This window comes from Amycolatopsis sp. BJA-103 (genome assembly GCF_002849735.1).
Taxonomy (GTDB): Bacteria; Actinomycetota; Actinomycetes; order Mycobacteriales; family Pseudonocardiaceae; genus Amycolatopsis.
The window spans coordinates 6,833,918-6,859,065 of sequence record NZ_CP017780.1 but is presented as its reverse complement, the minus strand read 5'-3'; the positions used below and the strand labels follow the sequence as shown (position 1 = coordinate 6,859,065).

Annotated in this window: 26 protein-coding genes and 1 pseudogene; 17 read left to right on the top strand and 10 right to left on the bottom strand. The window is 69.4% G+C overall.

The genetic code is table 11. From position 1 onward, the window contains the following. Positions 1 to 25 precede the first annotated feature (25 nt). Positions 26 to 2,269 carry a helicase-associated domain-containing protein gene (locus BKN51_RS30375; protein ID WP_101610901.1) on the bottom strand — a complete coding sequence of 748 codons (2,244 nt, stop codon included), beginning with the start codon at positions 2,267 to 2,269 and terminating at the stop codon, positions 26 to 28. Positions 2,270 to 2,364: 95 nt separating this feature from the next. Between BKN51_RS30375 and BKN51_RS30370 the strand changes: the two genes are divergently transcribed. The 5 genes and pseudogenes from BKN51_RS30370 to BKN51_RS44790 all read left to right on the top strand — a co-directional run bounded on the left by BKN51_RS30370 (position 2,365) and on the right by BKN51_RS44790 (position 7,303). After that, positions 2,365 to 2,547, top strand: a complete 183-nt coding sequence (locus BKN51_RS30370; protein ID WP_101610900.1) for a hypothetical protein — start codon at positions 2,365 to 2,367, stop codon at positions 2,545 to 2,547. A 100-nt stretch (positions 2,548 to 2,647) separates the two neighbouring features. Then, on the top strand, positions 2,648 to 4,048 hold the full coding sequence (locus BKN51_RS30365) for an NAD-dependent malic enzyme (RefSeq protein ID WP_101610899.1): 1,401 nt from the start codon (positions 2,648 to 2,650) through the stop codon (positions 4,046 to 4,048). A 141-nt stretch (positions 4,049 to 4,189) separates the two neighbouring features. Continuing rightward, on the top strand, positions 4,190 to 5,728 hold the full coding sequence (locus tag BKN51_RS30360; RefSeq protein ID WP_101610898.1) for an alpha/beta hydrolase: 1,539 nt from the start codon (positions 4,190 to 4,192) through the stop codon (positions 5,726 to 5,728). Between the two features lie 191 nt (positions 5,729 to 5,919). Next, a complete protein-coding gene (gene moaC, locus BKN51_RS30355; RefSeq protein ID WP_101610897.1) occupies positions 5,920 to 6,390 on the top strand; it encodes a cyclic pyranopterin monophosphate synthase MoaC in 471 nt (156 codons plus the stop codon). Then, a pseudogene (locus BKN51_RS44790) lies at positions 6,387 to 7,303 on the top strand (molybdenum cofactor biosynthesis protein MoaE). Before moaC ends, BKN51_RS44790 begins: the two are co-directional and overlap by 4 nt. A gap of 549 nt (positions 7,304 to 7,852) precedes the next feature. Here the strand turns inward: BKN51_RS44790 and BKN51_RS30340 are convergent. From BKN51_RS30340 to moaA, 4 genes are all read right to left on the bottom strand, one after another. Then, positions 7,853 to 8,491: a LysM peptidoglycan-binding domain-containing protein gene (locus BKN51_RS30340; protein WP_101610894.1), complete on the bottom strand. Its 639-nt coding sequence runs from the start codon at positions 8,489 to 8,491 to the stop codon at positions 7,853 to 7,855. 455 nt (positions 8,492 to 8,946) lie between these two features. Beyond that, positions 8,947 to 9,837 (bottom strand): phosphatidylinositol-specific phospholipase C/glycerophosphodiester phosphodiesterase family protein, encoded by an 891-nt coding sequence (locus tag BKN51_RS30335; protein WP_101610893.1) that lies wholly within the window; start codon positions 9,835 to 9,837, stop codon positions 8,947 to 8,949. 90 nt (positions 9,838 to 9,927) lie between these two features. Continuing rightward, positions 9,928 to 10,182 (bottom strand): MoaD/ThiS family protein, encoded by a 255-nt coding sequence (locus BKN51_RS30330; protein WP_101610892.1) that lies wholly within the window; start codon positions 10,180 to 10,182, stop codon positions 9,928 to 9,930. A 1-nt stretch (position 10,183) separates the two neighbouring features. Beyond that, on the bottom strand, positions 10,184 to 11,248 hold the full coding sequence (moaA, locus tag BKN51_RS30325) for a GTP 3',8-cyclase MoaA (RefSeq protein WP_101610891.1): 1,065 nt from the start codon (positions 11,246 to 11,248) through the stop codon (positions 10,184 to 10,186). An 88-nt stretch (positions 11,249 to 11,336) separates the two neighbouring features. Between moaA and BKN51_RS30320 the strand changes: the two genes are divergently transcribed. Genes BKN51_RS30320 through BKN51_RS30290 form a run of 7 tightly spaced genes read left to right on the top strand, consistent with a single transcriptional unit; the run spans position 11,337 to position 16,549 of the window. Further along, positions 11,337 to 11,810, top strand: a complete 474-nt coding sequence (locus tag BKN51_RS30320; RefSeq protein ID WP_101610890.1) for a MarR family winged helix-turn-helix transcriptional regulator — start codon at positions 11,337 to 11,339, stop codon at positions 11,808 to 11,810. Positions 11,811 to 11,843: 33 nt separating this feature from the next. Then, on the top strand, positions 11,844 to 12,248 hold the full coding sequence (locus tag BKN51_RS30315) for a TOBE domain-containing protein (RefSeq protein WP_101610889.1): 405 nt from the start codon (positions 11,844 to 11,846) through the stop codon (positions 12,246 to 12,248). Then, positions 12,245 to 13,009, top strand: a complete 765-nt coding sequence (gene modA, locus BKN51_RS30310) for a molybdate ABC transporter substrate-binding protein (RefSeq protein ID WP_101610888.1) — start codon at positions 12,245 to 12,247, stop codon at positions 13,007 to 13,009. Before BKN51_RS30315 ends, modA begins: the two co-directional genes overlap by 4 nt. Positions 13,010 to 13,061: 52 nt before the next feature. After that, entirely contained in the window at positions 13,062 to 13,829 is a 768-nt protein-coding gene (locus tag BKN51_RS30305) for an ABC transporter permease (protein WP_101610887.1), read from the top strand. After that, positions 13,826 to 14,890: a sulfate/molybdate ABC transporter ATP-binding protein gene (locus tag BKN51_RS30300; protein WP_101610886.1), complete on the top strand. Its 1,065-nt coding sequence runs from the start codon at positions 13,826 to 13,828 to the stop codon at positions 14,888 to 14,890. The genes BKN51_RS30305 and BKN51_RS30300 overlap by 4 nt, the downstream gene beginning before the upstream one ends. Positions 14,891 to 14,900: 10 nt before the next feature. Then, entirely contained in the window at positions 14,901 to 15,695 is a 795-nt protein-coding gene (locus tag BKN51_RS30295) for an HAD-IIA family hydrolase (protein WP_037318851.1), read from the top strand. Between the two features lie 38 nt (positions 15,696 to 15,733). Further along, positions 15,734 to 16,549, top strand: a complete 816-nt coding sequence (locus tag BKN51_RS30290) for a metallophosphoesterase family protein (protein ID WP_101610885.1) — start codon at positions 15,734 to 15,736, stop codon at positions 16,547 to 16,549. Between the two features lie 99 nt (positions 16,550 to 16,648). On the opposite strand, the gene BKN51_RS30285 is transcribed toward BKN51_RS30290, so the two are convergent. Together BKN51_RS30285 and BKN51_RS30280 are read right to left on the bottom strand one after the other, a co-directional pair. Continuing rightward, on the bottom strand, positions 16,649 to 17,023 hold the full coding sequence (locus tag BKN51_RS30285) for a YccF domain-containing protein (RefSeq protein ID WP_101610884.1): 375 nt from the start codon (positions 17,021 to 17,023) through the stop codon (positions 16,649 to 16,651). Continuing rightward, positions 17,023 to 17,784 (bottom strand): PhzF family phenazine biosynthesis protein, encoded by a 762-nt coding sequence (locus BKN51_RS30280; RefSeq protein WP_101613539.1) that lies wholly within the window; start codon positions 17,782 to 17,784, stop codon positions 17,023 to 17,025. The genes BKN51_RS30285 and BKN51_RS30280 overlap by 1 nt, the downstream gene beginning before the upstream one ends. A 139-nt stretch (positions 17,785 to 17,923) precedes the next feature. Between BKN51_RS30280 and BKN51_RS30275 the strand changes: the two genes are divergently transcribed. The 3 genes from BKN51_RS30275 to BKN51_RS30265 all read left to right on the top strand — a co-directional run bounded on the left by BKN51_RS30275 (position 17,924) and on the right by BKN51_RS30265 (position 21,972). Beyond that, positions 17,924 to 19,582: an AMP-binding protein gene (locus tag BKN51_RS30275; protein WP_101610883.1), complete on the top strand. Its 1,659-nt coding sequence runs from the start codon at positions 17,924 to 17,926 to the stop codon at positions 19,580 to 19,582. Between the two features lie 102 nt (positions 19,583 to 19,684). After that, positions 19,685 to 20,836, top strand: coding sequence for a hypothetical protein (locus BKN51_RS30270; RefSeq protein ID WP_101610882.1), 1,152 nt, complete (start codon positions 19,685 to 19,687; stop codon positions 20,834 to 20,836). 2 nt (positions 20,837 to 20,838) lie between these two features. Continuing rightward, entirely contained in the window at positions 20,839 to 21,972 is a 1,134-nt protein-coding gene (locus BKN51_RS30265) for a hypothetical protein (protein WP_146044279.1), read from the top strand. 86 nt (positions 21,973 to 22,058) lie between these two features. Here BKN51_RS30265 and BKN51_RS30260 read toward each other — a convergent pair whose 3' ends face one another. Together BKN51_RS30260 and BKN51_RS30255 are read right to left on the bottom strand one after the other, a co-directional pair. Further along, on the bottom strand, positions 22,059 to 23,030 hold the full coding sequence (locus tag BKN51_RS30260) for a R2-like ligand-binding oxidase (RefSeq protein WP_101610880.1): 972 nt from the start codon (positions 23,028 to 23,030) through the stop codon (positions 22,059 to 22,061). Between the two features lie 15 nt (positions 23,031 to 23,045). Further along, positions 23,046 to 23,657, bottom strand: a complete 612-nt coding sequence (locus BKN51_RS30255) for a TetR/AcrR family transcriptional regulator (protein ID WP_174720467.1) — start codon at positions 23,655 to 23,657, stop codon at positions 23,046 to 23,048. Positions 23,658 to 23,752: 95 nt separating this feature from the next. Here BKN51_RS30255 and BKN51_RS30250 point away from each other — a divergent pair, with 95 nt between their 5' ends. Continuing rightward, on the top strand, positions 23,753 to 24,406 hold the full coding sequence (locus BKN51_RS30250; protein ID WP_101613537.1) for an HAD family hydrolase: 654 nt from the start codon (positions 23,753 to 23,755) through the stop codon (positions 24,404 to 24,406). Here the strand turns inward: BKN51_RS30250 and BKN51_RS30245 are convergent. Continuing rightward, positions 24,342 to 24,587, bottom strand: a complete 246-nt coding sequence (locus tag BKN51_RS30245; RefSeq protein ID WP_101610879.1) for a hypothetical protein — start codon at positions 24,585 to 24,587, stop codon at positions 24,342 to 24,344. The genes BKN51_RS30250 and BKN51_RS30245 overlap by 65 nt on opposite strands. A 132-nt stretch (positions 24,588 to 24,719) precedes the next feature. Between BKN51_RS30245 and BKN51_RS30240 the strand changes: the two genes are divergently transcribed. After that, the gene (locus BKN51_RS30240) at positions 24,720 to 25,106 is read left to right on the top strand and encodes a cold-shock protein (protein ID WP_101610878.1); all 387 of its coding nucleotides are present in this window, start codon (positions 24,720 to 24,722) and stop codon (positions 25,104 to 25,106) included. Positions 25,107 to 25,148: the final 42 nt, after the last annotated feature.

Genomic DNA, 25,148 nt, shown 5'->3' with positions numbered 1-25,148 from the left:
GCATTTAGAGGACTAAACGCGGGGGTCAGTCTTCGACGAGGGCCGCCGAGGTGATCCGGTGCAGGGGATAGCGCTCGTTGTCGGTCCCTTCGAGGACCCCGCCGCCGACCCGCATCGGCCGCACGACGCGCTGGCTCGCCGTCCCGCGTGAGTCGACGAAGCCGATCCACACCTCGCGGCGCTCCATGGTCGCTTGGGACAGCAACGCCAGGGTCGCGGACGTGTCCCCGGCGCCGCCTCCCTGCGGCGCGCGCACCGTCTCACCCCGGCGACGCGCCGAAGCGGCGTCACCGGCCCGGACGTGCGCGACGATCTTGCCGACCTGGTCGTCTGTCAGCCCGGCAGGCTCCCCAGGAGCCCGACGCGCGGCACGCGCCTTCGCGGGCAGGCGACGCCCGGACGGCCTGATGTCCATGACACGTCCGTCGGGTCCTTCGGCGGCCGGAGCGAATCCTGCGGAGCGAAGGGCGTCGAGGACCTCGGCGAGCGGGTACGAGCTGATGAGGACTGTCGGCGCGATCATCCGCAAGCCGTAGTTCGCCGCGACAGAGCTGCCCATGACCTCCGCGAGCAGCGAAGCGTCGTCGCAGCGCAGGAACGACTCGGCGGCCCCGCCGCGCAGCCGCCCGTGTCGCCGGGCGACGTCGTCGATCAGGTAGCTCAAGGACTGCGGTACCGGCGTCGCCGAGCGGGCCGCGAACAACGCGTGCAGTTCGCCCGCCGTCCGCCCGGTGTCGAGCGCGCGCCGCACGGAGGTCTCGGTGATCCGGTAGACGGTCGCGTGCCCGGCCGATTCGATGTCGGCGACGGCGGTCATCTCGGTCGCCAGTTCGGCTTCCAGCGGTCCCGGCGCGACCACGGTCAGGTCGGCCTGGACCAGGACGTGGTCCACCGGACGCGGCAGCGCGTCGAGCATCGCCTCGACCGCTCCGGGCCGGTCCTCGGCCAGCAGCGCCCGCGTCGCCGTGGTGAGCCCGCCGAGCCCGATCAGGCCGAGCGCGGCGCCCTCGGCCATCGTCCAGCGCACGGTTTCGTCCCGCAGCCGCCCGCCCCGCCGCGGCGCGCGCCAGGCGAGCGCGGCGACCAGTTCGTCGGTGCTCTTCACCCCGGCGCCCTCGGGCAACGCGGCCAAGGCGAGGAGGATCCGCCGTCGCGAAGTAGGCGCCAACGGCCGTCGCAGGTCTTCCGAAAGCGGCGCGATCGGCTTGTCCTTCGCGTCCCTGCCGCCGGCGAGACCGGGCAGCCGGGGCAGCTCGAGCCAAGCCTGTGCGACCGTCATCCAGCGCTGCGCCGTCGGCGACGCGAGCCAGGAATCGGTCAGCGTCGTCGGCACCCATTCCGGCGTCGTCGCCTCGCTGTCGGCCGCCAGCCCGGCGCCGACCGCGATCTCCGCCAGCAGGGTCACCCGCGTTTCGTCGACGTCGAGATCCTTGGCGAGCTTCTTCAGTTCGCGGACCCCGAGCCCGCCGGACTTCAGCACCGGCGGCGGCGTCTCGGACCACGCGCGAAGCATGCTTTCGGTCTGGCGCAAGAACTCCATCGCCTCGCCCGCCGCCGTCGTGTCCACTGTGGACCGCTGATGCGGATGCACGGGGAGTTCCGGTTCGCGCAACGACGCCGGTTCGAAGACCGACCCGCCGCGCAGGGCGATCCCGAGTTCACGCGGCAGTTCGACGGTCTGGTCGTCCCGGCGCAGGAGCAGTCCCCGTGCGAGCAGACGCTGGACCGGGTTCTGCGCCCGCTCCAGCGGGACCTCGGCCGACGCGTCGCGGGTGCGGCCGATCGGCGGCCCGGCGGCCAGCGTCGTCAGCAGGGCACGTTCGTCCTCGCCGACCTCCGCGAGCGCGGCGTCGATGTCGGTACCGGTGAACGCCGGTGACGACGACCCCAGCCCGGCGGGGAACGGACCGAGGGCGTCGCGGGCGGACGGCGGGACGCGCAGCGCGTCGTCCTCGCCCCAGACCAGCGCCCGCTTGCGCAGCAGCGCCAGCGCCTCGCCGATCTCGGTGCCCGTGAGCCGGGCGACCTCGGCCGCGGCGACCGGAGCGGTGTCCGCCCCGGCCAGCAGCAAGGCGTCGAGCACGGCGAGGGTGAAGGTGTCGAGGTCTTCGCAGGCGCGCGCGACGGAGCCCGGCGTGCCGGCTCGGGTGGCGAGCACGATGGTGTCGGACGGGGGTGGCGTGGACAGGTCGCGACGCGTGCGCAGGAGCGCGGCGAGTGCGTCGTCGGACTCCTGGCGCAGCCAGTCCGCCAGGGAGGGCGCGGGCATAGACGATCAGGATACCGGGCGGGTGGTAGCCCGGCAGCCGCGTTCGGGCAGACTGTCGTCGGAGAGAACGGCTTGACCATGCTCGGGAGGACGTTGTGGCGAAGGGCGAGAACAAAAAGCGCGCGGGAATCGATCCCACGTGGCCCGGTGAAGACGGGGAGCACCCCGTCACCGAGCTCGCATCCGATCGGCAGGGTGCGCTGTCCCCGTTCGGCGACCTGACCTTCCCACTCGACGCGGTGCCCTACGTGCACCCCCAGACCGAGATCAACAAGTAAGAAGTTACTGGTCAGTCACCCCTGCGGAGGGTCGTGGCGGTCGTCACGGGAGTAGGTTTTCGATCGACCTATTCGAGCGTTCCTCAGCGGGGGTAGTGCCATGCCGGTTCCCGGTCCCGGATATTCGATCACCGTCCGGGTGGAGGCCCCCGCGTCGTCCACCGCGGCGGGTGACCTGACGACCGCCGTCGGCCGGGTCGGCGGCGTGCTGACCGCGTTCGACGTCGTCGAGTCGCACCCCGAGTCGATCGTCGTCGACATCAGCGCCAACGCCCTGTCGGAGAACCACGCGCAGGACATCACGCAGACCCTGGACTCGCTCCCGGGCGTGCGGGTCCGCAAGGTCTCCGACCGGACCTTCCTGATCCACCTCGGCGGCAAGATCGAGGTCACCCCCAAGGTCGCGCTCCGCAACCGTGACGACCTCTCCCGCGCGTACACGCCCGGCGTCGCGCGCGTGTGCCAGGCGATCGCCGCGAACCCCGAGGACGCGCGCCGCCTGACCATCAAGCGGAACACCGTCGCCGTCGTCACCGACGGCTCGGCCGTGCTGGGGCTGGGCAACATCGGCCCGGCCGCCGCGCTCCCGGTGATGGAGGGCAAGGCGGCGCTGTTCAAGAAGTTCGCCGACGTCGACGCCTGGCCGGTGTGCCTGGACACCCAGGACACCGAAGAGATCATCAAGATCGTCAAGGCGATCGCCCCGGTGTACGCCGGCATCAACCTCGAGGACATCGCCGCGCCGCGCTGCTTCGAGATCGAGGCGCGCCTGCGCGAGCAGCTCGACATCCCGGTGTTCCACGACGACCAGCACGGCACCGCGATCGTCGTGGTCGCCGCGCTCCGCAACGCCCTGCGCGTGGTCGGGAAGAACATCGAAGACTGCAAGATCGTGGTCAGCGGGGTCGGCGCGGCCGGCTCGGCGATCATCCGGCTGCTGCTGGGCAAGAGCCCCGGCGACGTCGTGGCCGCCGACATCGACGGCATCGTGCACTCCGCGCGCGGCAACCTCGACGACAACCTCACCTGGATCGCCGAGCACACGAACAAGGAACAGCAGGCGGGCACGCTGCACGAGGCGCTCGTCGGCGCCGACGTGTTCATCGGGGTCTCCGCGCCGAACCTGTTCGGTGCCGAGCAGGTCGCGACCATGAAGTCCGACGCCGTCGTGTTCGCGCTGGCCAACCCGGACCCGGAGATCGACCCGCTGGAGGCGCAGAAGCACGCCGCCGTCGTCGCCACCGGCCGCAGCGACTTCCCGAACCAGATCAACAACGTGCTCGCCTTCCCGGGCGTGTTCCGTGGCCTGCTCGACGCGCACGCGCACCAGATCGACGACTCCATGCTGCTCGCGGCGGCCGACGCCATCGCGGACGTCGTGGACAACGGCAAGCTCAACGCGTCGTTCATCGTGCCCAGCGTCTTCGACAGCGCCGTCGCCCCCGCTGTCGCCGAGGCTGTGAAGAGGGCCGCGAAGGCCGTCGCCAAAAGCGAGAAGTGACAGCAAAGGCCCCTTGCTCCATTCGGTGGACACGTCATCACTGAGGCCGACCAGGTGGTCGACTTCAGGGTGACGACCCCGTACCCGGCCCGCTCCTAGTCTCGGTTCCGACCAGGAATTCGATCTTGACGGGGGTTGGGGATGAAGCGTTCCGTCCTGAGCAAAATCGGGGCACTCACGGTCGCGGCGGTCACCACGGCGGTACTCGTACCGGCCACGGCGTCCGCCGCGACTTCGTCGTTGCGGTGGGAACAGTGTCCGGACGTGCCCACGCTGCAATGCACCACTTTGAAGGTCCCGCTCGACTACCGAAATCCGGGCGGGCCGACCATCGACGTCGCCGTGTCGAAGCTCGCCAGCACCAAGCCGTCGAAGCGGCGCGGCGTCATGCTGATGAACCCGGGCGGCCCCGGCGGCCCGGGGCTGACCATGCCGGACGGTCTGCGGGCGGCGGGGATGCCGTCGAGCGTGCTCGACGCGTACGACCTGATCGGGTTCGACCCGCGGGGGATCGGGCTCAGCACGCCGGTCACCTGTGATCTCAAGCCCGAGCAGCTGGTGAGCAATGTCCCGCCGTACGCGCGTGACGCCGCGGCGGTGGCCGAGCGGGCGACGTACGTGGCCGGCGTCGCGAAGCAGTGTGGCGACTCAAAGACCGCGGCGAACCTGCCGTACATCACCACGGCCAACACGGCTCGCGACATGGACCGCATCCGCGAAGCCCTCGGCGAGAAGAAGATCTCGTACTACGGCGTCTCGTACGGCAGCTACCTCGGTGCCGCGTATTCGACGCTGTTCCCGCAGCGGACCGATCGGATCGTGCTCGACAGCGTGACCAGTCCGGGCGGGCTCGACCCGGCGACCTCACGTCGGCTGGCGGAGGGGTTCCAGGACCGCTTCCCGGACTTCGCGAAGTGGGCGGCGGCGCGGCACGCCAGCTACGGGCTCGGCCGGACGCCGCAGCAGGTGACGGCGAAGTTCTACGAACTCGCCGCCAAGCTCGACGGCGGCGCGGTTCCCGGCGTGGACGGCGCGGCGTTCCGGATGGGCACGTTCGGCGCGCTGTACTCGACCGCCGCCTTCCCTGTGCTGGCGCAGCAGTGGCAGTCGCTCGACACCGAAGGCGTCCTGAAGCAGTCCGCGCAGGCGGCGCAGGTCGACGTCGGCAATCTGCTGTCCGGGCAGCTGCACGTGGTCTGCAACGACTCGAACTGGCCCGAGAACGTCGGGACCTACCAGCGCAACGTCGAGAAGGACCGGGTGAAGTACCCGATGTTCGGCGCGGCCGGGGCGAACATCTGGGCGTGTGCGTACTGGCCGTCGGAGCCGATCGAGCCGCCGGTGCGGATCGGCGACCGGGGACCGTCGACGATCCTGCTGGTGCAGAACCTGCGTGACCCGGCCACGCCGCTCAGCGGGGCCAAGGAAATGCGGCGCGCGCTGGGCGAGCGGGCACGGATGGTGTCGGTCGACGACGGTGGGCACGGGGTCTGGCTGGGCTCGGAGAACGCTTGCGGCAACAACGCCGTCAACCGGTTCTTCGTCGAAGGCAAGCGTCCCGCGCACGACACGGCCTGCGCCGCGGACAAGGGCGGGCTGTTCGACTCGATGACGCCGCAGCAGCGTCAGGAACGCGAGAAGGCGCTCGACGAGGTTCGCTCGAAGCAGCGGGTTTTCTAAGTTTCCAAGGTGAACCCGCGATCGCGATCGACGTCGGCAGGGCGCGCGCTGGCAACTTAAGGCACGTTCGGCAGGCAGGGCGCCCTGCCACCGCGATAGCGAGGCCTTCGGCCGGGCGGGTTCACGCGTGTGGTCGCTCCGTCGAACACGCCTCAGCTCCGCTGTCCTGTGCTGAGGACTAGCCTGCTGGCGTGAGTGAACTCAGCCACGTCGACCATACGGGCGCCGCCCGTATGGTCGACGTTTCCGGCAAGACGCCCTCCGCCCGGATCGCGCTGGCGGGCGGCACCGTGCACACCACGGCCGAGGTCCTCGGCCTGCTGGCGACGGACGGGCTCCCCAAGGGCGACGCCCTCGCGACAGCCCGGATCGCGGGCATCATGGGCGCGAAGAAGGTGCCCGAGCTGATCCCGCTCTGCCACCAGATCGCGCTGTCCGGGGTGAAGGTCGAGTTCGTCCTCGACGAGACCGCCGTGCACATCACCGCGACCGCGAAGACGAACGACCGGACCGGTGTCGAGATGGAGGCGCTGACCGCCGTCGCCGTCGCCGGGCTGACCCTGCACGACATGATCAAGGCCGTCGATCCCGCGGCGACCCTCGACGGCGTCCGCCTGATCCGCAAGGACGGCGGCAAGACCGGCACCTGGGAGCGACCGTGAGCCGGGTCGCGAGGGTGATCGTGGCGTCGAACCGCGCCGCGAAGGGTGTCTACGAGGACACGACCGGTCCGGTCATCACGGCCTGGCTCGCCTCGCGCGGCTGGGACGTGCCCGAACCCGTGGTGGTCCAGGACGGGGAACCCGTCGGCGAGGCCCTTCGGGAGGCCGTCGCGGCCGGGGTCCAGGTGATCGTGACGACCGGTGGCACCGGCATCTCGCCGACCGACCGCACCCCCGACGTCACCCGGGCCGTCCTCGACTACGAACTCCCCGGCGTCGCGGACGCGATCCGGGCCGCCGGGCTGCCCAAGGTCCCCACGGCCGTGCTCTCGCGCGGGGTCGCGGGCGTGGCCGGGCGGACCCTGGTGGTGAACCTGCCGGGCTCGCGCGGCGGCGTGAAGGACGGCCTGGGCGTACTGGACGGGATCCTCGACCACGCCGTCGACCAGCTTGCGGGCGGCGACCATCCACGGGAGGCACAGCAGTGAGCGTTCGGGTCGCACGGATCGCGGTGGTCGACGAGCCGCTCTCGGTCGAGGAACACGCCCGGCTGGTGGACGACGCGGCCGCGGGTGCCGTCGTCACCTTCGGCGGGGTCGTGCGGGACCACGACGGCGGCCGGTCGGTGGACCGGCTCGCCTACGAGGGGCACCCCAGTGCCTCCGAGGTGCTCGCGGAGGTCGTCGCGGATCTCTCGGGGAAGTGGACCGGGGTGCGTGCCGTCGCCGTCAGCCACCGGCTGGGCGCGCTGGCCATCGGGGACGTCGCGCTGGCGTGCGCCGTGGCGGCCGAGCACCGGGGCCAGGCCTTCGCCGCCTGCTCGGAGCTGGTCGACGAGGTCAAGGCTCGGCTGCCGGTGTGGAAGCACCAGCACTTCACCGACGGCAGCGACGAGTGGGTCAACTCGCCGTAGCGGTTGCGGACGGCGTTCGGCCTCGTGAGTGGCAAGGCCGGTTCTGGTGGACCCGTCTTTGCCTACCTACGCGTGACCAGGGTGAAGGTGTGGTGCGGTAGTCGAGGGGTTGCTCGGGTCTCGGAGCTCGATGACACCGGAATGTCACCGCGGCGGGTCGGTTCACGCGGCCACCTGACCACTACGGGTGGCGGCTCACGCGTGCGCCCGGATGTCGACGATGAAGGAATTGGGACGTTGAGTGTCCCGATTCCTTCATCGTCGAGGCGGTGTTCCGTTGATCAAGACCGTGCCACCCCCCGCAACCTCACGAACGGCAGTCGAGCGGGGAAGATTTGGGACGTTCAACGTCCCAAATCTTCCCCGCTCGCCCACATTGGGCATGAGGATCCCGTGGGTAGGCAAATACCGGACGGTTCTAACCGTCCTTGCCACTCACGAGACGACAGAGCCCCACCGCCGGGGGAATGGCGCGGTGGGGCTCTGTCAGTCGCGACGTGGCCACGCGGGGAATCCCGCGGGCATCACGACTTACAGGTGCTCAAGAGCTCACTTGGTGGCGAGCTTCTGGCCGACGACGATGAAGTCGGCGTTCGGCACGAATTCCTTGTTCAGGTCCTGCAGCTTCTGGAAGCCGCCCTGGACGTTGAACTTGGAAGCGATCTTGGACAGCGTGTCGCCTGCGACGACGGTGTAGTCGCCGGCCGGGTTCGAGCCCGCGACGCCGGTGACGGCGGGGGCCGGAGCCTGCTGCTTGGTGACCGGGGCGGTCGACTTCTTCGGGGTCACCTTCTTGGTGGCCTTCGGGGCGGTCGACTTGGCCTTGGCGGGGCTGGCGGAGGAGCCGCCCTTCTTGCCACAGACCGGCCACGCGCCGATGCCCTGGCCCTGGAGGACCCGCTCGGCGACGGCGATCTGCTGCTCACGCGTGGCGTTGTGCGCGCTGCCGGTGCCGCCGTAGGCACGCCAGGTGCTCTGCGAGAACTGGAGACCACCGGAGTAGCTGTTGCCGGTGTTGGCGGCCCAGTTGCCGCTGCTCTCGCACTGGGCGATGGCGTCCCAGTTGGTCGCCGACGCGGGGGTCGCGGCGATGGCGAGGGGGGCGCCGACCGCGACGCCGGCGATGGCGACACGGGCGATGTGGCGGGTGGCGGCGGACATCTTGCGGTGCTTGCCTCGGTACGACATGTGAGTAAATCTCGCTCCCTGCGCCTACGAGCCTGTGCTGAGGGAAAGACCCGGGGGTCTGGCCGGCCGTTTCAGACCGGCTGACTTCGCCTGACGCACGCCGCGTCGGCTCGGTCCCCTCGTCCCTGTCCGGAAATGCTTTCGCTCGGGGTTGGGTCCGGGAATCCGTTGGACAGGGCTCGGCGCTACGGGTTCCCGGTGTTGCGTGGTCGGTCGGGGCCAACCGAAAAGCGACGGTACGTAACGAACGGCCTGATCGGAAATTATTCGAGCTGTGACCTACATCACAGTAACAGCACGCAACCTATAACGATTCGACTGTTTATGCAGGTCAGCTGGCCGTTATCGGACCGTTTCCTGGCCGAGATAATTCACGGATCGTGAGGCTTGCATCACGTGGATTAAGGGATGACTGGCCCATTCGTGCGCCTTCGCGCGCTATTGGGCCGCGCACTTTAGCGAGACCTCAAGAAGTTCGCCAGCCCACGCAGGTCATCCGTATTCAGGTGGTCGACCCCGGCGGTGACCAGCTCATTCCACAGAGCGTCACGATCGGCTCCGGCGATGTCCGGCGTCGCCCAGAAACGCACCCGCTGCCCCGCCGCGTGAGCGCGGCGCACCAGTTCGTGCAGTTTCGCGCGCTCGGCGGCGGGGAAGGTGCCCGCGCCCGTCCAGGTGAACAGCCCGGTCCAGGAATCCGAGACCAGCGGGGTCACCCGGCGATCCGAGCCGATGCCGAGGTCGTTCTCGTCCTTGATCCGGCCGTCGTAGAAGGCGAGCCGGAACTTCTGCCCGAGCATCACGTCCTTGGGCCGTCCGCCGGAGATCACCGCGGTGACCGCCCTCTTCTGGACGTGCCCGAACGCGTACAGAGAGAAGAGGAAGGAGTAGCGAGTGTCGTACAGCCGCTTCTCCAGCGCCGCGTAGGTGCTGTTCGCGTCCCCCTTGACGTCGATCAGCAGCTGGAACTCCGCTGATGCCTTCTCGGCGGGAAAGCGTGCCTCGAAGGGTGCGCGCTGCCGGTAGACGCCGACGCCGTGGTTGGCCAGGACGCGCTTGCGCAGCGGCTCCAGGTAGAGCGACTCCAGGGTGCGGTCCGGGCGGGTGTCCGCCAGGTCGTGCGCGACCAGCAGCTGCCCGTCCACCAGGTAGATGTCGGCCTCGACGCTGGTGAAGCCCTGATCGAGCGCGTCGTGCAGCGGGCGCGTGTGCTCGTAGTCGTTGTGGCTGTGCGCCTGCGGCAGTGGCCGGACGCCGCGTTCGTGGGCGGAGGCCGGGGCGGTCGCCAGGCTCGTGGCGGCGACCGCGGCCAGCAGCGCGGCCAGGATGCGGCGGGGAGTGATCACTCGCGCATCCTCCGGGGCTTCAGCGTCCGGCCGGTGAATTCCAAACGGCGAGCAAGGGACCTTTGCTCCCACTTTCGCCGTCGGCGCAGGTCAGCCGCCCGCGAACGGGGGCAGGACGTCCAGTTCGGCGGCGTCGGCCAGCGGTTTGGTGAGATCCCGCACGGCGACGCCGTCCAGCAGGAACGAGACCGCGTCGAGCAGCTTCGCCAGCTTCTCCGGGTGGAGTTCGCGCAGGTGGGCGACGGCGTCGGCGACGCGGGCGCCGTCCGGCAGCGACACCTTTTCTTCGTCGAAGCCGACGGCCGCGCGGGCCGAGGCGAAGTACCGCACCACGATGGTCACCATGTCAGCCGCCGATCGCGCTCATCGGCCGGATCGGCTGCGCGAAGCCGGCCTCGTTGATCTCGTGCCCGGCGAGCTTGCCCCACATGGTCGCCCGCCAGACGTCCGCCACCTCTTCTTCGCGCGCGCCCGCGCGCACGAGGGCGCGGAGGTCGGTTTCGTCGTTGCTGAACAGGCACGAGCGCACCGCGCCGTCGGCGGTCAGCCTCGTCCGTTCGCAGGCGCCGCAGAACGGCCTCGTCACCGACGCGATCACGCCGACGTCGCCCGGCCCGCCGTCGACCAGCCAGCGTTCGGCGGGTGCCCCGCCTCGGGCGGCCGGGAACGGCGAGAGCGAGAACTCCTCGCCGAGCATGCCGAGGATCTGCTCGGCGGTGATCATGTCGCGCCGGTTCCAGCCGTGCTGCGCGTCCAGCGGCATCTGCTCGATGAACCGCAGGTGGTAGCCCTCGGCGAGGCAGAACCGCAGCAACGGCACCGCCTGATCCTCGTTCAGCCCGCGCATCAGCACCGCGTTGACCTTCACCGGGGACAGCCCGGCCTCGCGCGCGGCCGCCATGCCGGCGAGCACGTGCGAAAGCCTGTCGCGCCGCGTGATCGTCTCGAACAGCGCGCGGTCGACCGTGTCCAGCGAGACGTTGATCCGGTCGAGGCCGGCGTCGGCGAGCGACTTCGCGCGCTTCGCGAGCCCGATCCCGTTGGTGGTCATGGAAAGCCTCGGCCGCGGTTCGAGGGCCGCGATCCGCTCGACGATCTTCTCGAGACCTTGGCGCAGCAGCGGTTCGCCACCGGTGAGCCGGATGTCGGTGACGCCGAGCCGTTCGACGGCGATCCGCAGCAGGAGCACGAGTTCGTCGTCGGTCAGCACGTCCGCGCTCGGCATCCATTCCAGGCCCTCGGCGGGCATGCAATAGGTACAGCGCAGATTGCACTTGTCGGTGAGCGACACCCGCAGGTCGGTCGCCACCCGGCCGAAGGTGTCGATCAGGGCGGGATTGTCCGGCCTGGGCGCGGTGGGGCGTCCGCGTGTACCGGGGACACGGGGAAACCCGAGATCGACTGCTGTCATTGTCACCAGACTAACCCCGAAGTGAGCGAAAACCGACTGTCTAGAATGTCTTTCGCAAAGAATCGGTTTCTTCCGAAGGGTTTTCCGGATGGCGAAATACCCGCTCTCGGCAGAGGAATTGGCGCGCTTCGCCCATCTCGGCAGGGAAGGCAGCACGCTGACCGTCCTGCGGCACGCCAGGATCGCCGAGCGGATGGGCCTGTCGGCCACCGACCACAAGGTGCTCGAACTCGTCGGTCAGGCGCGGGGACCGTTGACAGCGGGCAGGATCGCCGAAATGACCGGGTTGTCGACGGGCGCTGTGACCGGCGTCATGGACAGGCTCGAGAAGGCGGGTCTCGCCCGCCGCGTCCGCGACACCGCCGATCGCCGGAAAGTCCTGATAGAGGTCGTTCCGGGCGCCATGGAGCGCCACGCGCCGCTCTTCGAATCCGCGTACACGAACATGAAGACGCTCCTCGAGGAGTTCTCTCCCGAGGAACGGAAAGTGCTGGAGCGTTTCCAGAGCGCGTTGCTCGATGGCCTCCGCGACGAACTGCCCGGCAATTCCTCCCGTCCGTAGCTTTTCCGCATCTGCGGAAGTAATCTCTCTGGCATGCCGCAATTCCGGTTGTCTGAGGCCGCTCGTCTGCTCGGCGTCAGCGACGACACCGTCCGCCGCTGGGTGCGCGCGGGCCAGTTGACCGCGTTCGACGACTCGGCGGGCCGCAAGGTCGTCGACGGCGCCGAACTCGCCGCGTTCGCCAAGGCGCAGGCCGAGCAGCCCGAGGATCCGTCGAATGTCGGCCGTTCCGCGCGCAACCGGTTCGTCGGCCTGGTCACCGAGGTCATCACGGACAAGGTGATGGCGCAGGTCGAACTGCAGTGTGGCCCGCATCGCGTGGTCTCCCTGATGAGCGCCGAAGCCGTCCGCGAGCTCGGGCTGAGGCCGGGAGTGCTCGCCGTCGCCGTCGTCAAGGCCACCACCGTCGTGGTCGAAACCCCGGAAGGAAGCCGATGAGGAGACTCGTCCCCGCCCTGCTCGCGCTGGCACTGGCCGCGACTGCCTGCGGTTCTCCGGAGCAGCCCGTCACCGCGAAGGTCGAGGCGAGGACGTTGACCGTGTTCGCGGCGGCGTCGCTGACCGAGTCGTTCGGGGCGCTGGGCAAGAAATTCGAAGCGCAGAACTCCGGGGTGACCGTGAAGTTCAGCTTCGAGGGCTCCTCCGCGCTGGTCCAGAAGCTGACCCAGGGCGCGAAAGCGGACGTCTTCGCCTCCGCCGACCAGGCCAATATGGACAAGGCCACCAAGGGCGAGGTGATCGACGGGCAGCCGTCGGTGTTCGCCACCAACCGGCTCGCCATCGCCGTCGGCAAGGGCAACCCCAAGGGCATCAAGGGGCTGGCCGATCTCGCCAAGGACGGGCTGACCGTGGTCGTCTGCGCGCCGCAGGTGCCGTGCGGGGCGGCGGCGAAGAAGGTCCAGCAGTCTTCCGGGGTCACGCTCAAGCCGGCCAGCGAGGAGCAGGACGTCAAGTCCGTGCTCGCGAAGGTGCAGTCGGGCGACGCCGACGCGGGACTCGTGTACGTCACCGACGCGACCTCGGCCGCCACGAAGGTGGACAAAGTGGACTTCCCCGAGGCGACGGGCGCGATCAACAACTATCCGATCGGGGTCGTCAAGGGTGCGTCCGACGCGTTTCTCGCGAAGCAGTTCAAGGAGTTCGTCCTGAGTCCCGAAGGCAGGCAGGAACTGGCGAAGGTCGGTTTTGGCGCGCCCTGACCCCGCGAAGACCGCAGCCAGAGGACGAAACGCGGGGGCCGGGGTCCCGTGGGTGCTCTGGCCGCCCGCCGTCTGCGCGCTGGCGCTGGTGGTCCTGCCGGTCGTCGGCCTGCTGGTGCGCTCGGACCTGAGCCGCTTCCCGGGCCTCATCGCCTCGTCTTCCTCGCTGAACGCGCTCAAGCTGTCGCTGATCACCGCCGGACTGTCCACTGTGGCCTGTGTACTGTTCGGCGTCCCGCTCGCCGTGGTGCTCGCGCGCTCCCGGGCGCGCGGCATCCGCGTGCTGCGCGCGGTGGTGCTGCTGCCGCTGGTCCTGCCGCCGGTGGTCGGCGGCCTGGCACTGCTCTACCTGCTGGGCCGCAAGGGGTTCCTCGGCATCCTGGTGACCACCCTGACCGGCGAGCAGGTGCCGTTCACCACGGCCGCGGTGGTCATCGCGCAGACCTTCGTCGCGATGCCGTTCCTGGTGGTCAGCCTCGAGGGCGCGTTGCGCGGTGCCGGTGACCGGTACGAACGGGTCGCTTCGACGCTGGGCGCCAAACCGTGGACGGTCTTCCGCCGCGTCACGTTGCCGCTGCTGCTGCCCGCGCTCGGTTCGGGGATCGTGCTGAGCTTCGCGCGGGCACTCGGCGAGTTCGGCGCCACGATCACCTTCGCGGGCAGCCTCGAAGGCGTGACCCGGACCTTGCCGCTGGAGGTCTACACCCAGGCCGAGGTCGACGTCGACAGCGCCGTGGCGCTCGCGTTGCTGCTCATCCTGGTCGCCGTCGCGGTGATCGCGCTCGCCCGGCCGCGCGCGCTGGAAGGAGTCCGCTCGTGACCCTTTCGGCCGGGATCGTCCTCCGGCGCGGCGAATTCACCCTGGATGTCGAGTTCGAGGTGCCCGACGGCGGTGTGCTCGCGTTGCTCGGCCCGAACGGGTCGGGGAAGTCCAGTGTGCTCGGCTGTCTCGCCGGTCTGCTCCGGCCCGATCGGGCACGGATCACTCTGGACGGCCGCGGACTCGGTGATCTCCCGCCGCACGCGCGCGGCATCGGCCTGCTCTCCCAGGACGCCCTGCTCTTCCCGCATCTGTCCGCTTTGGACAACGTCGCCTTCGCGCCGCGCTCGACCGGCGCCGGGCGCGCCGAGGCGAAGCGCCAAGCGAGGGAGTGGTTGACCGAAGTGGACGCGCTCGAACTGGCCGGACGGCGGCCCGCGCAGCTCTCCGGCGGCCAGGCGCAACGGGTCGCGATCGCGCGGGCGCTGGCGGCCGAGCCGGGACTTCTGCTGCTCGACGAGCCCTTCGCCGCTCTCGACGTCGACGCCGCACCCGCCATCCGCGGTCTGCTCCGGCGCGTATTGCGGTCCGGGCCGCCGACGGTGCTGGTCACCCACGACCCGCTCGACGCGCTGGCGCTGGCCGATCACGTCGCCGTCCTCGACGGCGGCCGGATCGTCGAACGCGGCGAGACCCGGAAGGTCCTCTCCGCGCCGCGCACCGCGTTCACCGCGCGGATCGCCGGGCTGAACCTGGTGCCCGGCATCGCCGCCGAAGGAGGTTTGCGCACGTCAGGCGGGCAGTTGGCCGGGATTCCGGCGGACGACGTCATCGATGGCGAAGCGGCCGTGGCCGTCTTCGCGCCCAGCGCCGTCGCCGTGTACCCGCGGGACGGCGAGCACCGTGGCAGCCCGCGCAACACCGTCGAGGGAGTCGTCGACGCGCTCGAACCACACGGACCGGTGATCCGGGTCCGCACTCGCGGGGACGACTGGGCGGCCGGTCTCGCCGCCGATCTGACCCCCGCCGCGGTCGCCGAACTGGCGCTCGAACCCGGGACACCGGTCAACCTTTCGGTCAAGGCGGCGTCCGTGGCTGTTCACGCCGTCTCCGATCATTAGGGTGGGGGGCATGAACGAGCGCCGTTGGACGTACCTCAGCGACATGGATGGCGTGCTGGTCAAGGAGGAGCACCTCGTGCCCGGCGCGGACGAGTTCCTCAAGGAACTGCGCGCCAACGACATCGGCTTCCTGGTGCTGACCAACAACTCGATCTACACCCCGCGCGACCTGCGGGCGAGGCTCGAGCGGACCGGTCTCGACATCCCCGAGGAGGCCATCTGGACCTCCGCGCTGGCGACCGCGAAGTTCCTCGCGTCGCAGCGGCCGAACGGCTCGGCGTTCGTGATCGGCGAAGCCGGGCTCACCACGGCGCTGCACGAGGTCGGCTACGTGCTGACCGAACGTGACCCGGACTACGTCGTCCTCGGCGAGACGCGCACGTACAGCTTCAGCGCGATAACCCGCGCGATCAGGCTGATCGAGGGCGGCGCGAAGTTCATCGCCACCAACCCCGACGCGACCGGCCCCAGCGTGGAGGGCTCCATGCCCGCCACCGGCTCGGTCGCCGCGCTGATCGAAAAGGCGACCGGCCGCTCGCCGTACTACGTCGGCAAGCCCAACCCGCTGATGATGCGCTCGGCGCTGCGGCGGCTCGGCGCGCATTCGGAGTCGACGCTGATGATCGGCGACCGGATGGACACCGACGTCCACTCGGGAATCGAGGCCGGATTGCAGACGATCCTGGTGCTGACCGGCATCTCCAGCAGGGAGAGCGCCGAGCACTATCCGTACCGGCCGACCATGATCATCGACTCGATCGCGGATCTGGTCGGGCGGACCGGCGACCCGTTCGGCGAAGGCTGAACGAGGCGATGGCGGACGGAGGGATTATCGTCACAGAGATGCACGACGATCAGCCTCCGTCCCCGACCTATGTGGTCGGTGACGTGCACGGACACCGGGACGAGCTGGCCGGGGCGCTCCGGGAAAAGGGGCTGCTCGACGCCGACGACGACTGGGCCGGCGGTGAAGCGACCCTGTGGTTCCTCGGCGACTTCGTCGACCGGGGGCCCGACGGCGTCGGCGTCATCGACCTGGTGATGCGGCTGGAGCGCCAGGCCGCCAAGGCGGGCGGCCACTGCGGGACGCTGCTGGGCAACCACGAGATCCTGTTGCTCGGGATGTACCACTTCGGCGACACGGAGGTGCCGTCCGACTTCGGGCCGCGCAGCTTCGCCCGCAGCTGGGAGATCAACGGCGGGCTGCTCGCCGACCAGGACAGGCTCACGCCGCAGCACATCGAATGGCTGACCTCGCGCCCGATGCTGACGCTGGCCGCGGACCACCTGCTGATGCACTCGGACACCCTCGAGTACCTCGACTGGGGTGCCGACATCGACGGGATCAACGCGCGCGGCCGCGAGATCCTCGAAGGCAGCGACATCCAGGCCTGGTGGGACGTGTGGCGGCGGATGACCACGCGCTACGCCTTCCGCGGCCCGGAAGGCGCCGACGTCGCGCAACAGCTGATGGACCGGCTCGGCGGCGAGCGGATCGTGCACGGGCACAGCGTCATCGCCGACCAGCTCGGCATCCACCCCGCGCAGATCGAGGGGCCTTATCTCTACGCGGGCGGGAAGGCGCTGGGGATCGACGGCGGGCTGTTCGTCGGCGGGCCCTGCCTGATCATCCCGCTGCCCTGGGAGCCCGAGGACTGAGCTTTACGGAGGCTCCAACCCTGGTCCCGCGTGCTATGAAAGGCCCGTTACTTGCAAATTTTGCAAGTAACGGGCCTTTCATAGCGTGTGCGGGCCGCACTACGGGAGTTCCACGATCTCCTTGCCGAGCGGCATCAGCGAAACCGGGATCATCTTGAAGTTGGCCACGCCCAGCGGGATCCCGATGATCGTGATGCACAGCGCGACCCCGGTCAGCACGTGCCCGATCGCGAGCCACAGCCCGGCGAAGAGGAACCAGATGACGTTGCCGATCGTCGACGCCGCCCCGGCGTCACGCCGGTCGACGACCGTGCGGCCGAACGGCCACAGCGCGTAGGCCGCGATCCGGAACGACGCCAGCCCGAACGGGATGGTGACGATCAGGATGCAGCAGATGACGCCGGCGACGACGTAGCCGAGGGCCATCCACAGGCCGCACAGCACGAGCCAGATGACGTTCAGGATCAGGCGCATCAGACGTGCAACTCCCCACTGGCCACGGTGACCGCCTGCCCCGAGAGCAGGACGCGGTCACCTTCGAGACTCATCCGGACGATGCCACCGCGAGCCGAGGCCTGCTCGCCGACGAGGTTGTCCCGGCCGAGGCGCGCGGCCCAGTACGGCGCGAGGACACAGTGCGCGGAGCCGGTGACCGGGTCCTCGTCGATGCCGACGCCCGGCGCGAAGAACCGGGTGACGAAGTCGACCCCGTCGACGTCACCAGGGGCGGTGACCATCAGCCGTCCGGTCCAGTGCGCGCGCAGCGCGGCCAGGTCCGGGGCGAGCGAACGGACCACCGAAGCCTTGTCCACCACCGCGAACAGGTTCTGGTGACTGCGCCCGACGTACTCGACGGAGACGCCCGGCAGGATCGAGGACAGGTCGTCGTCGGATTCGCGGGGCGGATCCGACGGGAAGTCCATCGACACCCAGCCGTCTTCGGCGCGGCAGCGCAGTTCGCCGCTTCTCGTCGTGAAGGTCTGTTCGCCGCCGAGGACGTGCGTGGTCGCCAGCGTCGCGTGCCCGCACAGGTCGACCTCGGTCTCCGGCGTGAACCAGCGAAGCGACTTCGGACCTTCGCCGCGGACCTCGACGAAGGCCGTCTCGGCGTGCTTCAACTCGGCCGCGACGGACTGCATCCAGCCCGCGTCGCCCGGCGAGTCCAGCAGCACGACTCCGGCGGAGTTACCGGCGAAGGCCTCGGAAGTGAAGGCGTCGACGATGTAGAGGCGCATGTCCTCGACGATATCGGGCATCCGGGAACCCGGCCTCCGGGTTTCCCCCGAGGTGTCGCGGGTCTCCACTTGCAGGTGGCCCAGGTCACCGGGGCTTTCTAGACTCGACGCGTCGATGCCGCCGAACGCAGGAGTCTCCATGTCCGACGCCCCCGCCCTACCGAGCTACGCATCGGGAATCTCGGCCACCCCGCTGCTGGGGGACACCATCGGCGACAACTTCGATCGCACGGTCGCCGCCTTCGGCGACCGGGACGCGCTGGTCGACCGGGCGGCGGGGAAACGCTGGACGTACACCGAACTCGCCGCCGACGTGGACGCGCTCGCCCTCGGGCTGCTGGATCTCGGCATCGCGAAGGGCGACCGTGTCGGCATCTGGTCGCCGAACCGCGCGGAGTGGACGCTCACCCAGTACGCGACCGCGAAGCTCGGCGCGATCCTGGTCAACATCAACCCGGCGTACCGCTCGCACGAACTCGAGTACGTGCTGAACCAGGCCGGGATCAAGCTGATCGTGGCCGCGAACTCGTTCAAGACCTCCGACTACGCGGGCATGATCGCCGAGGCGGGGCCGAAATGCCCGGCGCTGGAACACGTCGTGCTGCTCGACAGCCCGGCGTGGCCGTCACTGCTGGAGATCGGCGGCAAGGCCGACCGTGCGCTCTTGATCGAACGTCAGAGGGCGCTTTCCGCGGACGACCCGATCAACATCCAGTACACCTCCGGCACCACGGGTTTCCCCAAGGGCGCCACGCTCAGCCACCACAACATCCTCAACAACGGCTACTTCGTCGGCGAACTCTGCAACTACACCGAAGCCGACAAGGTGTGCATCCCCGTGCCCTTCTACCACTGTTTCGGCATGGTGATGGGCAATCTCGCGGCGACGACCCACGGGGCCTGCATGGTCATCCCGGCGCCCGCGTTCGAGCCGAAGGCCACCCTCGAAGCCGTCGCGGCCGAGAAATGCACGTCCCTGTACGGGGTTCCGACGATGTTCATCGCCGAACTGGCCGACCCGGACTTCGATTCCCACGACCTTTCCTCGCTGCGCACCGGGATCATGGCGGGTTCGCCTTGCCCGGTCGAGGTGATGAAGCAGGTCATCGACCGGATGGGCATGGCGGAGGTGTCGATCTGCTACGGCATGACCGAGACGTCGCCGGTGTCCACGCAGACCCGCGCGGACGATTCGGTGGAGCGGCGCGTGTCGACCGTCGGCCGTGTCGGTCCGCATCTGGAGGTCAAGGTCGTCGATCCGGAGACGGGGCTGACCGTGCCGCGTGGCGAGCCGGGCGAATTCTGCACGCGCGGCTACTCGGTGATGCTCGGTTACTGGGAGCAGGCCGACAAGACGGCCGAGGCGATCGACGCGGCACGGTGGATGCACACCGGCGACCTCGCGATCATGGACGCCGACGGGTACGTCAACATCACCGGCCGGATCAAGGACATGGTCATCCGCGGCGGCGAAAACCTGTACCCGCGCGAGATCGAGGAGTTCCTCTACACCCATCCGGACGTCCTCGACGCGCAGGTCATCGGCGTCCCCGACGCGAAGTACGGCGAGGAACTGATGGCGTGGGTGCGGATGCGCGAGGGCGCGACGCCGCTGACCGCCGAAACGATGCGGGAGTTCTGCGAGGGGAAGCTGGCGCGCTACAAGATCCCGCGGTACGTCCACGTCGTCGAGGAGTTCCCGATGACGGTGACCGGGAAGGTGCGCAAGGTCGAGATGCGCGAAGAGTCGATCAGCATCCTCGGTCTGGAAACGGCGGCCGTCACGAAGCACGCCTGACAAGTTGACACTTAGGGGCAACCTGTCACATTCCTGATGCGTGTCCCCTGTGCGGCGGAAAGCCTCGCAAGGCGCGGGGCGTGGGGGCCGTGTAGGGGAACCATGTCCATCAAACGGAGTACGAGAGTTCTCGCACTGGCCGGGTCGCTGGCGGCATTGCCGTTCATGCTGCCCGGGGTGGCGGCCGCGGATCCCGCGATCGCCCCGGTCGACCTCGGCACGCTGCCGGGCGACCTGTTCAGCGAAGTCAACGCGATCAACGACCACGGGGTCATGGTCGGTTCGTCGACCCCGCTCGAACCGCAGATCAAGCACCACGCGACGAGGTGGGACGCGCAGGGCCGGATCACCGCGCTGGCCGGCCTCGGCGGCGAACAGAGCGAGGCCAACGACGTCAACGAGCACGGGGTCGCCGTCGGCTGGGCGCACAAGGACCCGGCGCGGAACCAGACGGCCGTGAAGTGGGCACCGGACGGGGCGGTCACCGCGCTGCCTTCCTTGCCGGGCGGGGATTACGCCTACGCGAACGAGATCAGCGGCACCGGCGTCGTCGTCGGTACCGGGAACGGCGCGGACGGGAAGGCCCACGCTCTGCGCTGGAACGCGGACGGGACCGTCGTGGCGCTCGGCGACCTGGACGGGGACTACGGAAGCGCGCTGTGGATCACCCGGGACGGCCGGACCATCGGGGGGACGGCGACCGACGCGGCCGGACGGAACCACGCCGTGCGCTGGAATTCCGAAGGGGTGATCACCGATCTCTCGCCGGGGATCGCCGACAGCACGCCGGAAGACATGAACGACAACGGCGTCATCGTCGGAAGTGCTCGTCTCAGTGGGGATCCGAAGCCCGTGCGCTGGGAGCAGGACGGGCGGACGACCTGGCTGGAGCACCCGGAGATCTGGCCGGCCTGGGCGAGCGCGGTCAACGACGCCGGTGTCGCCGCGGGCGGCGGTTACCAGGTCTTCGGCACGACGAACCCGGCCCGGTGGGACGGCACCGGCGCTCGGACGACGCTGTCGACCGAGCGCGGGCTGGGGAACGACATCGACAGTGCCGGAACCGTCGTCGGCCTGGAGAACGAGATCGCGGCCAAGTGGGACGCCTCGGGAACGCGCACGGTCCTCGGCGCGCTGCCGGGCGGCACCTACAGCAACGCCACCCACATCGCCGCGAACGGTGTGATCGCCGGGATCTCGTACAACGAAGAAGGCCGCTCGCACGCCGTCTACTGGCCCAAGACACAGGGGTGAACATGTTCGTGCAACGGGGTAAACGTCTACTCGTCATGGCCGCGGTCGCCGTGGCTCTTCCGTTCTCCCTCCCCGCGGTGGCGACCGCGGCGACGGGCCCGATCGAACTCGGCATCGTGCCCGGTACCAACGACACTTCGGTGACGGCGATCGGTGACCGTGGACAGCTGATCGGGCAGTCCTGCGCCAACTCGCCGCACTCGCACTCGTGCGTCGCGGTGAAATGGGACAAGGCGGGCCGGGTCACCCGGCTGGAGCCCTTGCCCGGCGGGTTCGCGGAGGCGAAAGCGGTCAACGCGACCGGGATGATCGTCGGCACGTCGAATCTGCGGGCCGTGCGCTGGGCCCTGGACGGTTCGATCACCCAGCTGTCCTCGCCGCCGGGCGGCTCGACCTCGGAGGCGACCGGGATCAGCTCGACCGGCGTCGTCGTCGGTTCGGGTAAAGCCGGCGACGATCGTCAACGCGGCTTGCGCTGGGACTCGTCCGGAAACGTCACGGTGCTCGCCGCCCCGCCGTTGGAGGGGGCCTACTACGCGAGCGCGATCACCCGTGACGGGAGGTTCATCGCCGGGCGGCTCTACGGGACGGACGGCAGCACCCGGGTGCTGCGCTGGGACGCCACCGGCGCGGTCACCATGCTCGGCCCGGCGGCCGTGCAGAGCTGGTTCCGCGATCTGAACGCCTCCGGTGAGCTCGTCGGCGACACCGTGATCAACGACCGGCACACGGCGGTGAAGTGGACCGCCGACGGCACCATGATCCAACTCGGCGGGCCGGACTCCTATGGCACGAGTGTGCTGGCGCTCAACGGTTCCGGGGTCTCGGTCGGCAGGGGGTACGTCGCCACCCCGGCCGGTTCCCTCGACGTCGCGGTGCGATGGGCCGCCGACGGGACGATGACCCGGCTGTCCGATCTCAACGGTCAGGCCGAGGACATCGACGGGCAGGGCCGGATCGTCGGCCGTGCGGGGAACGCCGCGCTGTGGGACGCGAACGGCGTGAAGACCGACCTCGGAACGTTGCCGGGCGGCGGTTTCAGCCGGGCGCAGCTGATCGGTCTCGACGGGACGATCGCGGGCGGCGCGGTCACCGCGGGCGGTGACTGGCACGCCGTCTACTGGCCCGCGAGGTAGGAGCTGAAGGACGCTTTCCCCGCATGCGATGCGGGGAAAGCGCCCTTCGCCGCGTGAGACGCGGGCAAAGGCCCCTTCAGCTCTCGTTAGGCCGCGGTGCTGGCGGCGGCCGCGGCGATCGCCTTCGCGTCTTCTTCGCCGAAGGTCTCTTCGAGGTTCTCCGGCGAGTAGTCCAGATCGATCTGCTCCACCGGCATCCCGCGCGCGGACTCGATCGCGCCGAGGCGCCGCTGCGCCCGATCCGCCGCGTACTGGATGATCTCCTCCGGATCGTTGTCGAACGGGACCTCGTCGAACTGGTCCTGCACCCACTGGATCATGTTGAGCGCGTGGGGAAGCAGCTCGCCCATCCGCTGCTGCACCGCGTCCCACAGCGAGTCGTCCGCGGCGACGTGACGGCGGCAGGTGAAGGTGCCCCAGGCCATGTGGCGGCGTTCGTCGTCGCCGATGCGGCGCACCAGTTCCTGCATCCCCGGCAGGATGTCGTACTGCGTGCAGATCAACTGCCACGAGTAGTACCCGGTCAGCGCGAGACTGCCTTCGATGACGTGGTTGTAGGTGACGCTCGCGCGGATCTGGTTGAGCGGACTGGGATCCTCCTCCAGCGCGCGTAGTGACTGCGGCAGCTCTTCGTAGAAAAGCTTGCGGTAGTGCGGATTCTCCGCGACGTAGGGATGCAGGTCCTCGGTCAGTCCGACGGCGTCCATCCAGCGACGGAAGACTTCGGTGTGCTTGGCCTCTTCGAAACAGAACTGCGTCAGGTACATCTCGTCGCCGAAGCGGCCTGTCGCGGACATCGCCCGCATGAACGGCTGGATGTCTTCGGTGACCGCCTCTTCCCCCGCGATGAACTGCGCCACCAGGTAGGTCGTCGATCGCTTCTGGTCCGCGTTGAGCGTGTCCCAGCCTTCGCGCTCACGCGAGAAGTCGATGTCGGCGGGGTTCCAGAACTTGTTGTTTCCCTTGACGAACAGCCGCAGCGGAAACGAATCCCAGTTCAGCCCGCCCTTGCGCAATGAGGAAAAACCGGTCCGCAGTTCGGAAAGCGTATCGGTCATGACGTACCCTTCGTGTCACTCCATTGTGGACGAAACGGTGGTCAGCGCCCGGATCGCGGGCGCCAGCACGGCGACGACGGAGGCCGCCGCCTCGTCGGCCGAATGGGTCGGCATGACGAGATGGGACAGGGAAAGCCGCACGACGGTCTCCGCCAGCAGCGCGGCGGAACGTGCCGAAAGGGCCGGTTCGAACTCGCGGTACTGCTCGGCCGCGACCTCGGTGGCCGCGGTCAGGATCGGCTCGCCCTTGGTGGTGAGCAGGGGAAGCAGGTCCTCCCCGGCTTCGGTGCCCAGCGTGGTGGCGACGAGCCGGTTCTCCCGGGCGTGCTCGATCGTGTAGACGACGGCCTCGCGGATCCCGTCGAGGAGGTCCTGCGCGTGCTGGACGCGCAGCCGGATGCCCTCCAGGAACTCCGAGGTCGTCCGGAGCACGACGGCTTGGGCGAGCGCGGCCTTGTTGCCGAACTCGTTGTAGACGGTCTGCCTGCTCACTCCGGCGTGCGCGGCGACGTCCGCCATCCGCAGTGCCGTGAAACCGCGCTCGGCGAGCAGTTCGGTGGCGGCGTCGAGCAGCGCCTCCCGCAGAGAGGCCTTGGTCCGATCGGAGAAGCTCGTGATCTCGCCCACATTCCCAGCTTGACACAGATCGAGCCCATGTCAACGGCGTTGACGATTGTCCGGCCGGTGTAAATCAGTGGGTGGTGGCCGCTACCGTGGCGGACGTGGGCATCACCGTGGGGTTCGACCTCGATATGACACTGATCGATCCGCGGCCGGGCATGGTCGCGGTGATGAACGCGCTCGGCGTGGAGTCCGGCCTGCCGCTGGACGGGGAGTTCTTCGCGGCCAACCTCGGCCCGCCCCTCGACGACAGCCTGCGCGGCTTCGGGGCACCGGAGGAGCGCATCCCGGAGCTGGTGACCCGGTTCCGGGCGATGTACCCGGAGACCGTCGTTCCGGTGACGATCGCGCTGCCCGGGGCGGCCGAGGCGCTGCACGCGGTCCGTGAGGCAGGCGGGCGCACCGTCGTCGTCACCGGCAAATACGCGCCCAACGCGAAACTCCACCTGGACGCCCTCGGCTTCGAGGTCGACGTCCTGGTCGGGGAGCTGTGGTCGACGCAGAAGGCCGCCGCGCTCACCGAGCACGGCGCCAGTGTCTACGTCGGGGACCACGTCGGCGACGTCCGCGGCGCGCTGGCGGCGGGCGCGGTACCCGTCGGGGTCACGACGGGCCCGTGCACCAAGGCCGAGCTGCTCGAGGAAGGGGCCGACGTGGTGTTCGACTCGCTGACCGAGTTCGCCGGCTGGTTCAGCTCTTTCGGCGGGCCTCGCGAACCAGCGCGATCAGACCGAGGGCCAGCCCCAGCGGAGTGACCACGCCCGCCGCGGCGGACAGCCACACCGGCAGGTTCTCCAGTCCGGCGGCGAACAGGACGAACACGGCTGTGACGGCGATCATGCCGATCGCGAACAGGCCGATGCCCACGCGCATGAGGATCGGTTTGCCGGGCTTTTCGGGGACGGCCACAGCGGCCTCCTTTACTGCGGTCTCCATGACGCAGAGGGTATCCGCCGGTATCCGCTTCTCCACAGGGCATGTGTCGAGATACGCTTATGGGACGCGCGCCCTGGGTACGCCCCCGGGCGCGTTCGTCGTGAGCAGGACAGCGAAGGACTGGTGAGGAAAGTGCCGACCGGCAAGGTCAAGTGGTACGACGCGGAGAAGGGTTTCGGTTTCGTCACCCAGGATGGGGGCGCCGACGTCTACATCCGCAAAGCCGCGCTGCCGCAGGGCGTCGAAGGGCTCAAGGCGGGCCAGCGCCTCGAGTTCGGTGTCGCCGACGGCCGCCGCGGCCCGCAAGCGCTCTCCGTCCGGCTGCTGGACCCGCCGCCCTCGGTCGCCGAGGCGCGCCGTCGTCCCGCCGAGGAGCTGCACGGGCTCATCGAGGACATGATCAAGCTGCTCGAGCTCAAGGCGCAGCCGGACCTGCGGCGCAACCGCTACCCCGACCGCAAGAACACCAAGCAGATCGCCGAGATCATGCGCGCCGTCGCCCGGGACCTCGATCCCTGATCCGGCGCGTTCTCAAGCGCTATGAAAGTCCCCTTCATTGCA

Coding starts and splice junctions, on each gene's coding strand:
- BKN51_RS30375 (WP_101610901.1), bottom strand. CDS start 2,269: ATGCCCGCGCCCTCCCTGGCGGACTGGCTGCGCCAGGAGTCCGACGAC.
- BKN51_RS30365 (WP_101610899.1), top strand. CDS start 2,648: ATGCCGGTTCCCGGTCCCGGATATTCGATCACCGTCCGGGTGGAGGCC.
- BKN51_RS30360 (WP_101610898.1), top strand. CDS start 4,190: ATGAAGCGTTCCGTCCTGAGCAAAATCGGGGCACTCACGGTCGCGGCG.
- BKN51_RS30340 (WP_101610894.1), bottom strand. CDS start 8,491: ATGTCGTACCGAGGCAAGCACCGCAAGATGTCCGCCGCCACCCGCCAC.
- BKN51_RS30330 (WP_101610892.1), bottom strand. CDS start 10,182: ATGGTGACCATCGTGGTGCGGTACTTCGCCTCGGCCCGCGCGGCCGTC.
- moaA (WP_101610891.1), bottom strand. CDS start 11,248: ATGACAGCAGTCGATCTCGGGTTTCCCCGTGTCCCCGGTACACGCGGA.
- BKN51_RS30320 (WP_101610890.1), top strand. CDS start 11,337: ATGGCGAAATACCCGCTCTCGGCAGAGGAATTGGCGCGCTTCGCCCAT.
- BKN51_RS30315 (WP_101610889.1), top strand. CDS start 11,844: ATGCCGCAATTCCGGTTGTCTGAGGCCGCTCGTCTGCTCGGCGTCAGC.
- modA (WP_101610888.1), top strand. CDS start 12,245: ATGAGGAGACTCGTCCCCGCCCTGCTCGCGCTGGCACTGGCCGCGACT.
- BKN51_RS30295 (WP_037318851.1), top strand. CDS start 14,901: ATGAACGAGCGCCGTTGGACGTACCTCAGCGACATGGATGGCGTGCTG.
- BKN51_RS30290 (WP_101610885.1), top strand. CDS start 15,734: ATGCACGACGATCAGCCTCCGTCCCCGACCTATGTGGTCGGTGACGTG.
- BKN51_RS30285 (WP_101610884.1), bottom strand. CDS start 17,023: ATGCGCCTGATCCTGAACGTCATCTGGCTCGTGCTGTGCGGCCTGTGG.
- BKN51_RS30280 (WP_101613539.1), bottom strand. CDS start 17,784: ATGCGCCTCTACATCGTCGACGCCTTCACTTCCGAGGCCTTCGCCGGT.
- BKN51_RS30275 (WP_101610883.1), top strand. CDS start 17,924: ATGTCCGACGCCCCCGCCCTACCGAGCTACGCATCGGGAATCTCGGCC.
- BKN51_RS30270 (WP_101610882.1), top strand. CDS start 19,685: ATGTCCATCAAACGGAGTACGAGAGTTCTCGCACTGGCCGGGTCGCTG.
- BKN51_RS30265 (WP_146044279.1), top strand. CDS start 20,839: ATGTTCGTGCAACGGGGTAAACGTCTACTCGTCATGGCCGCGGTCGCC.
- BKN51_RS30260 (WP_101610880.1), bottom strand. CDS start 23,030: ATGACCGATACGCTTTCCGAACTGCGGACCGGTTTTTCCTCATTGCGC.
- BKN51_RS30245 (WP_101610879.1), bottom strand. CDS start 24,587: ATGGAGACCGCAGTAAAGGAGGCCGCTGTGGCCGTCCCCGAAAAGCCC.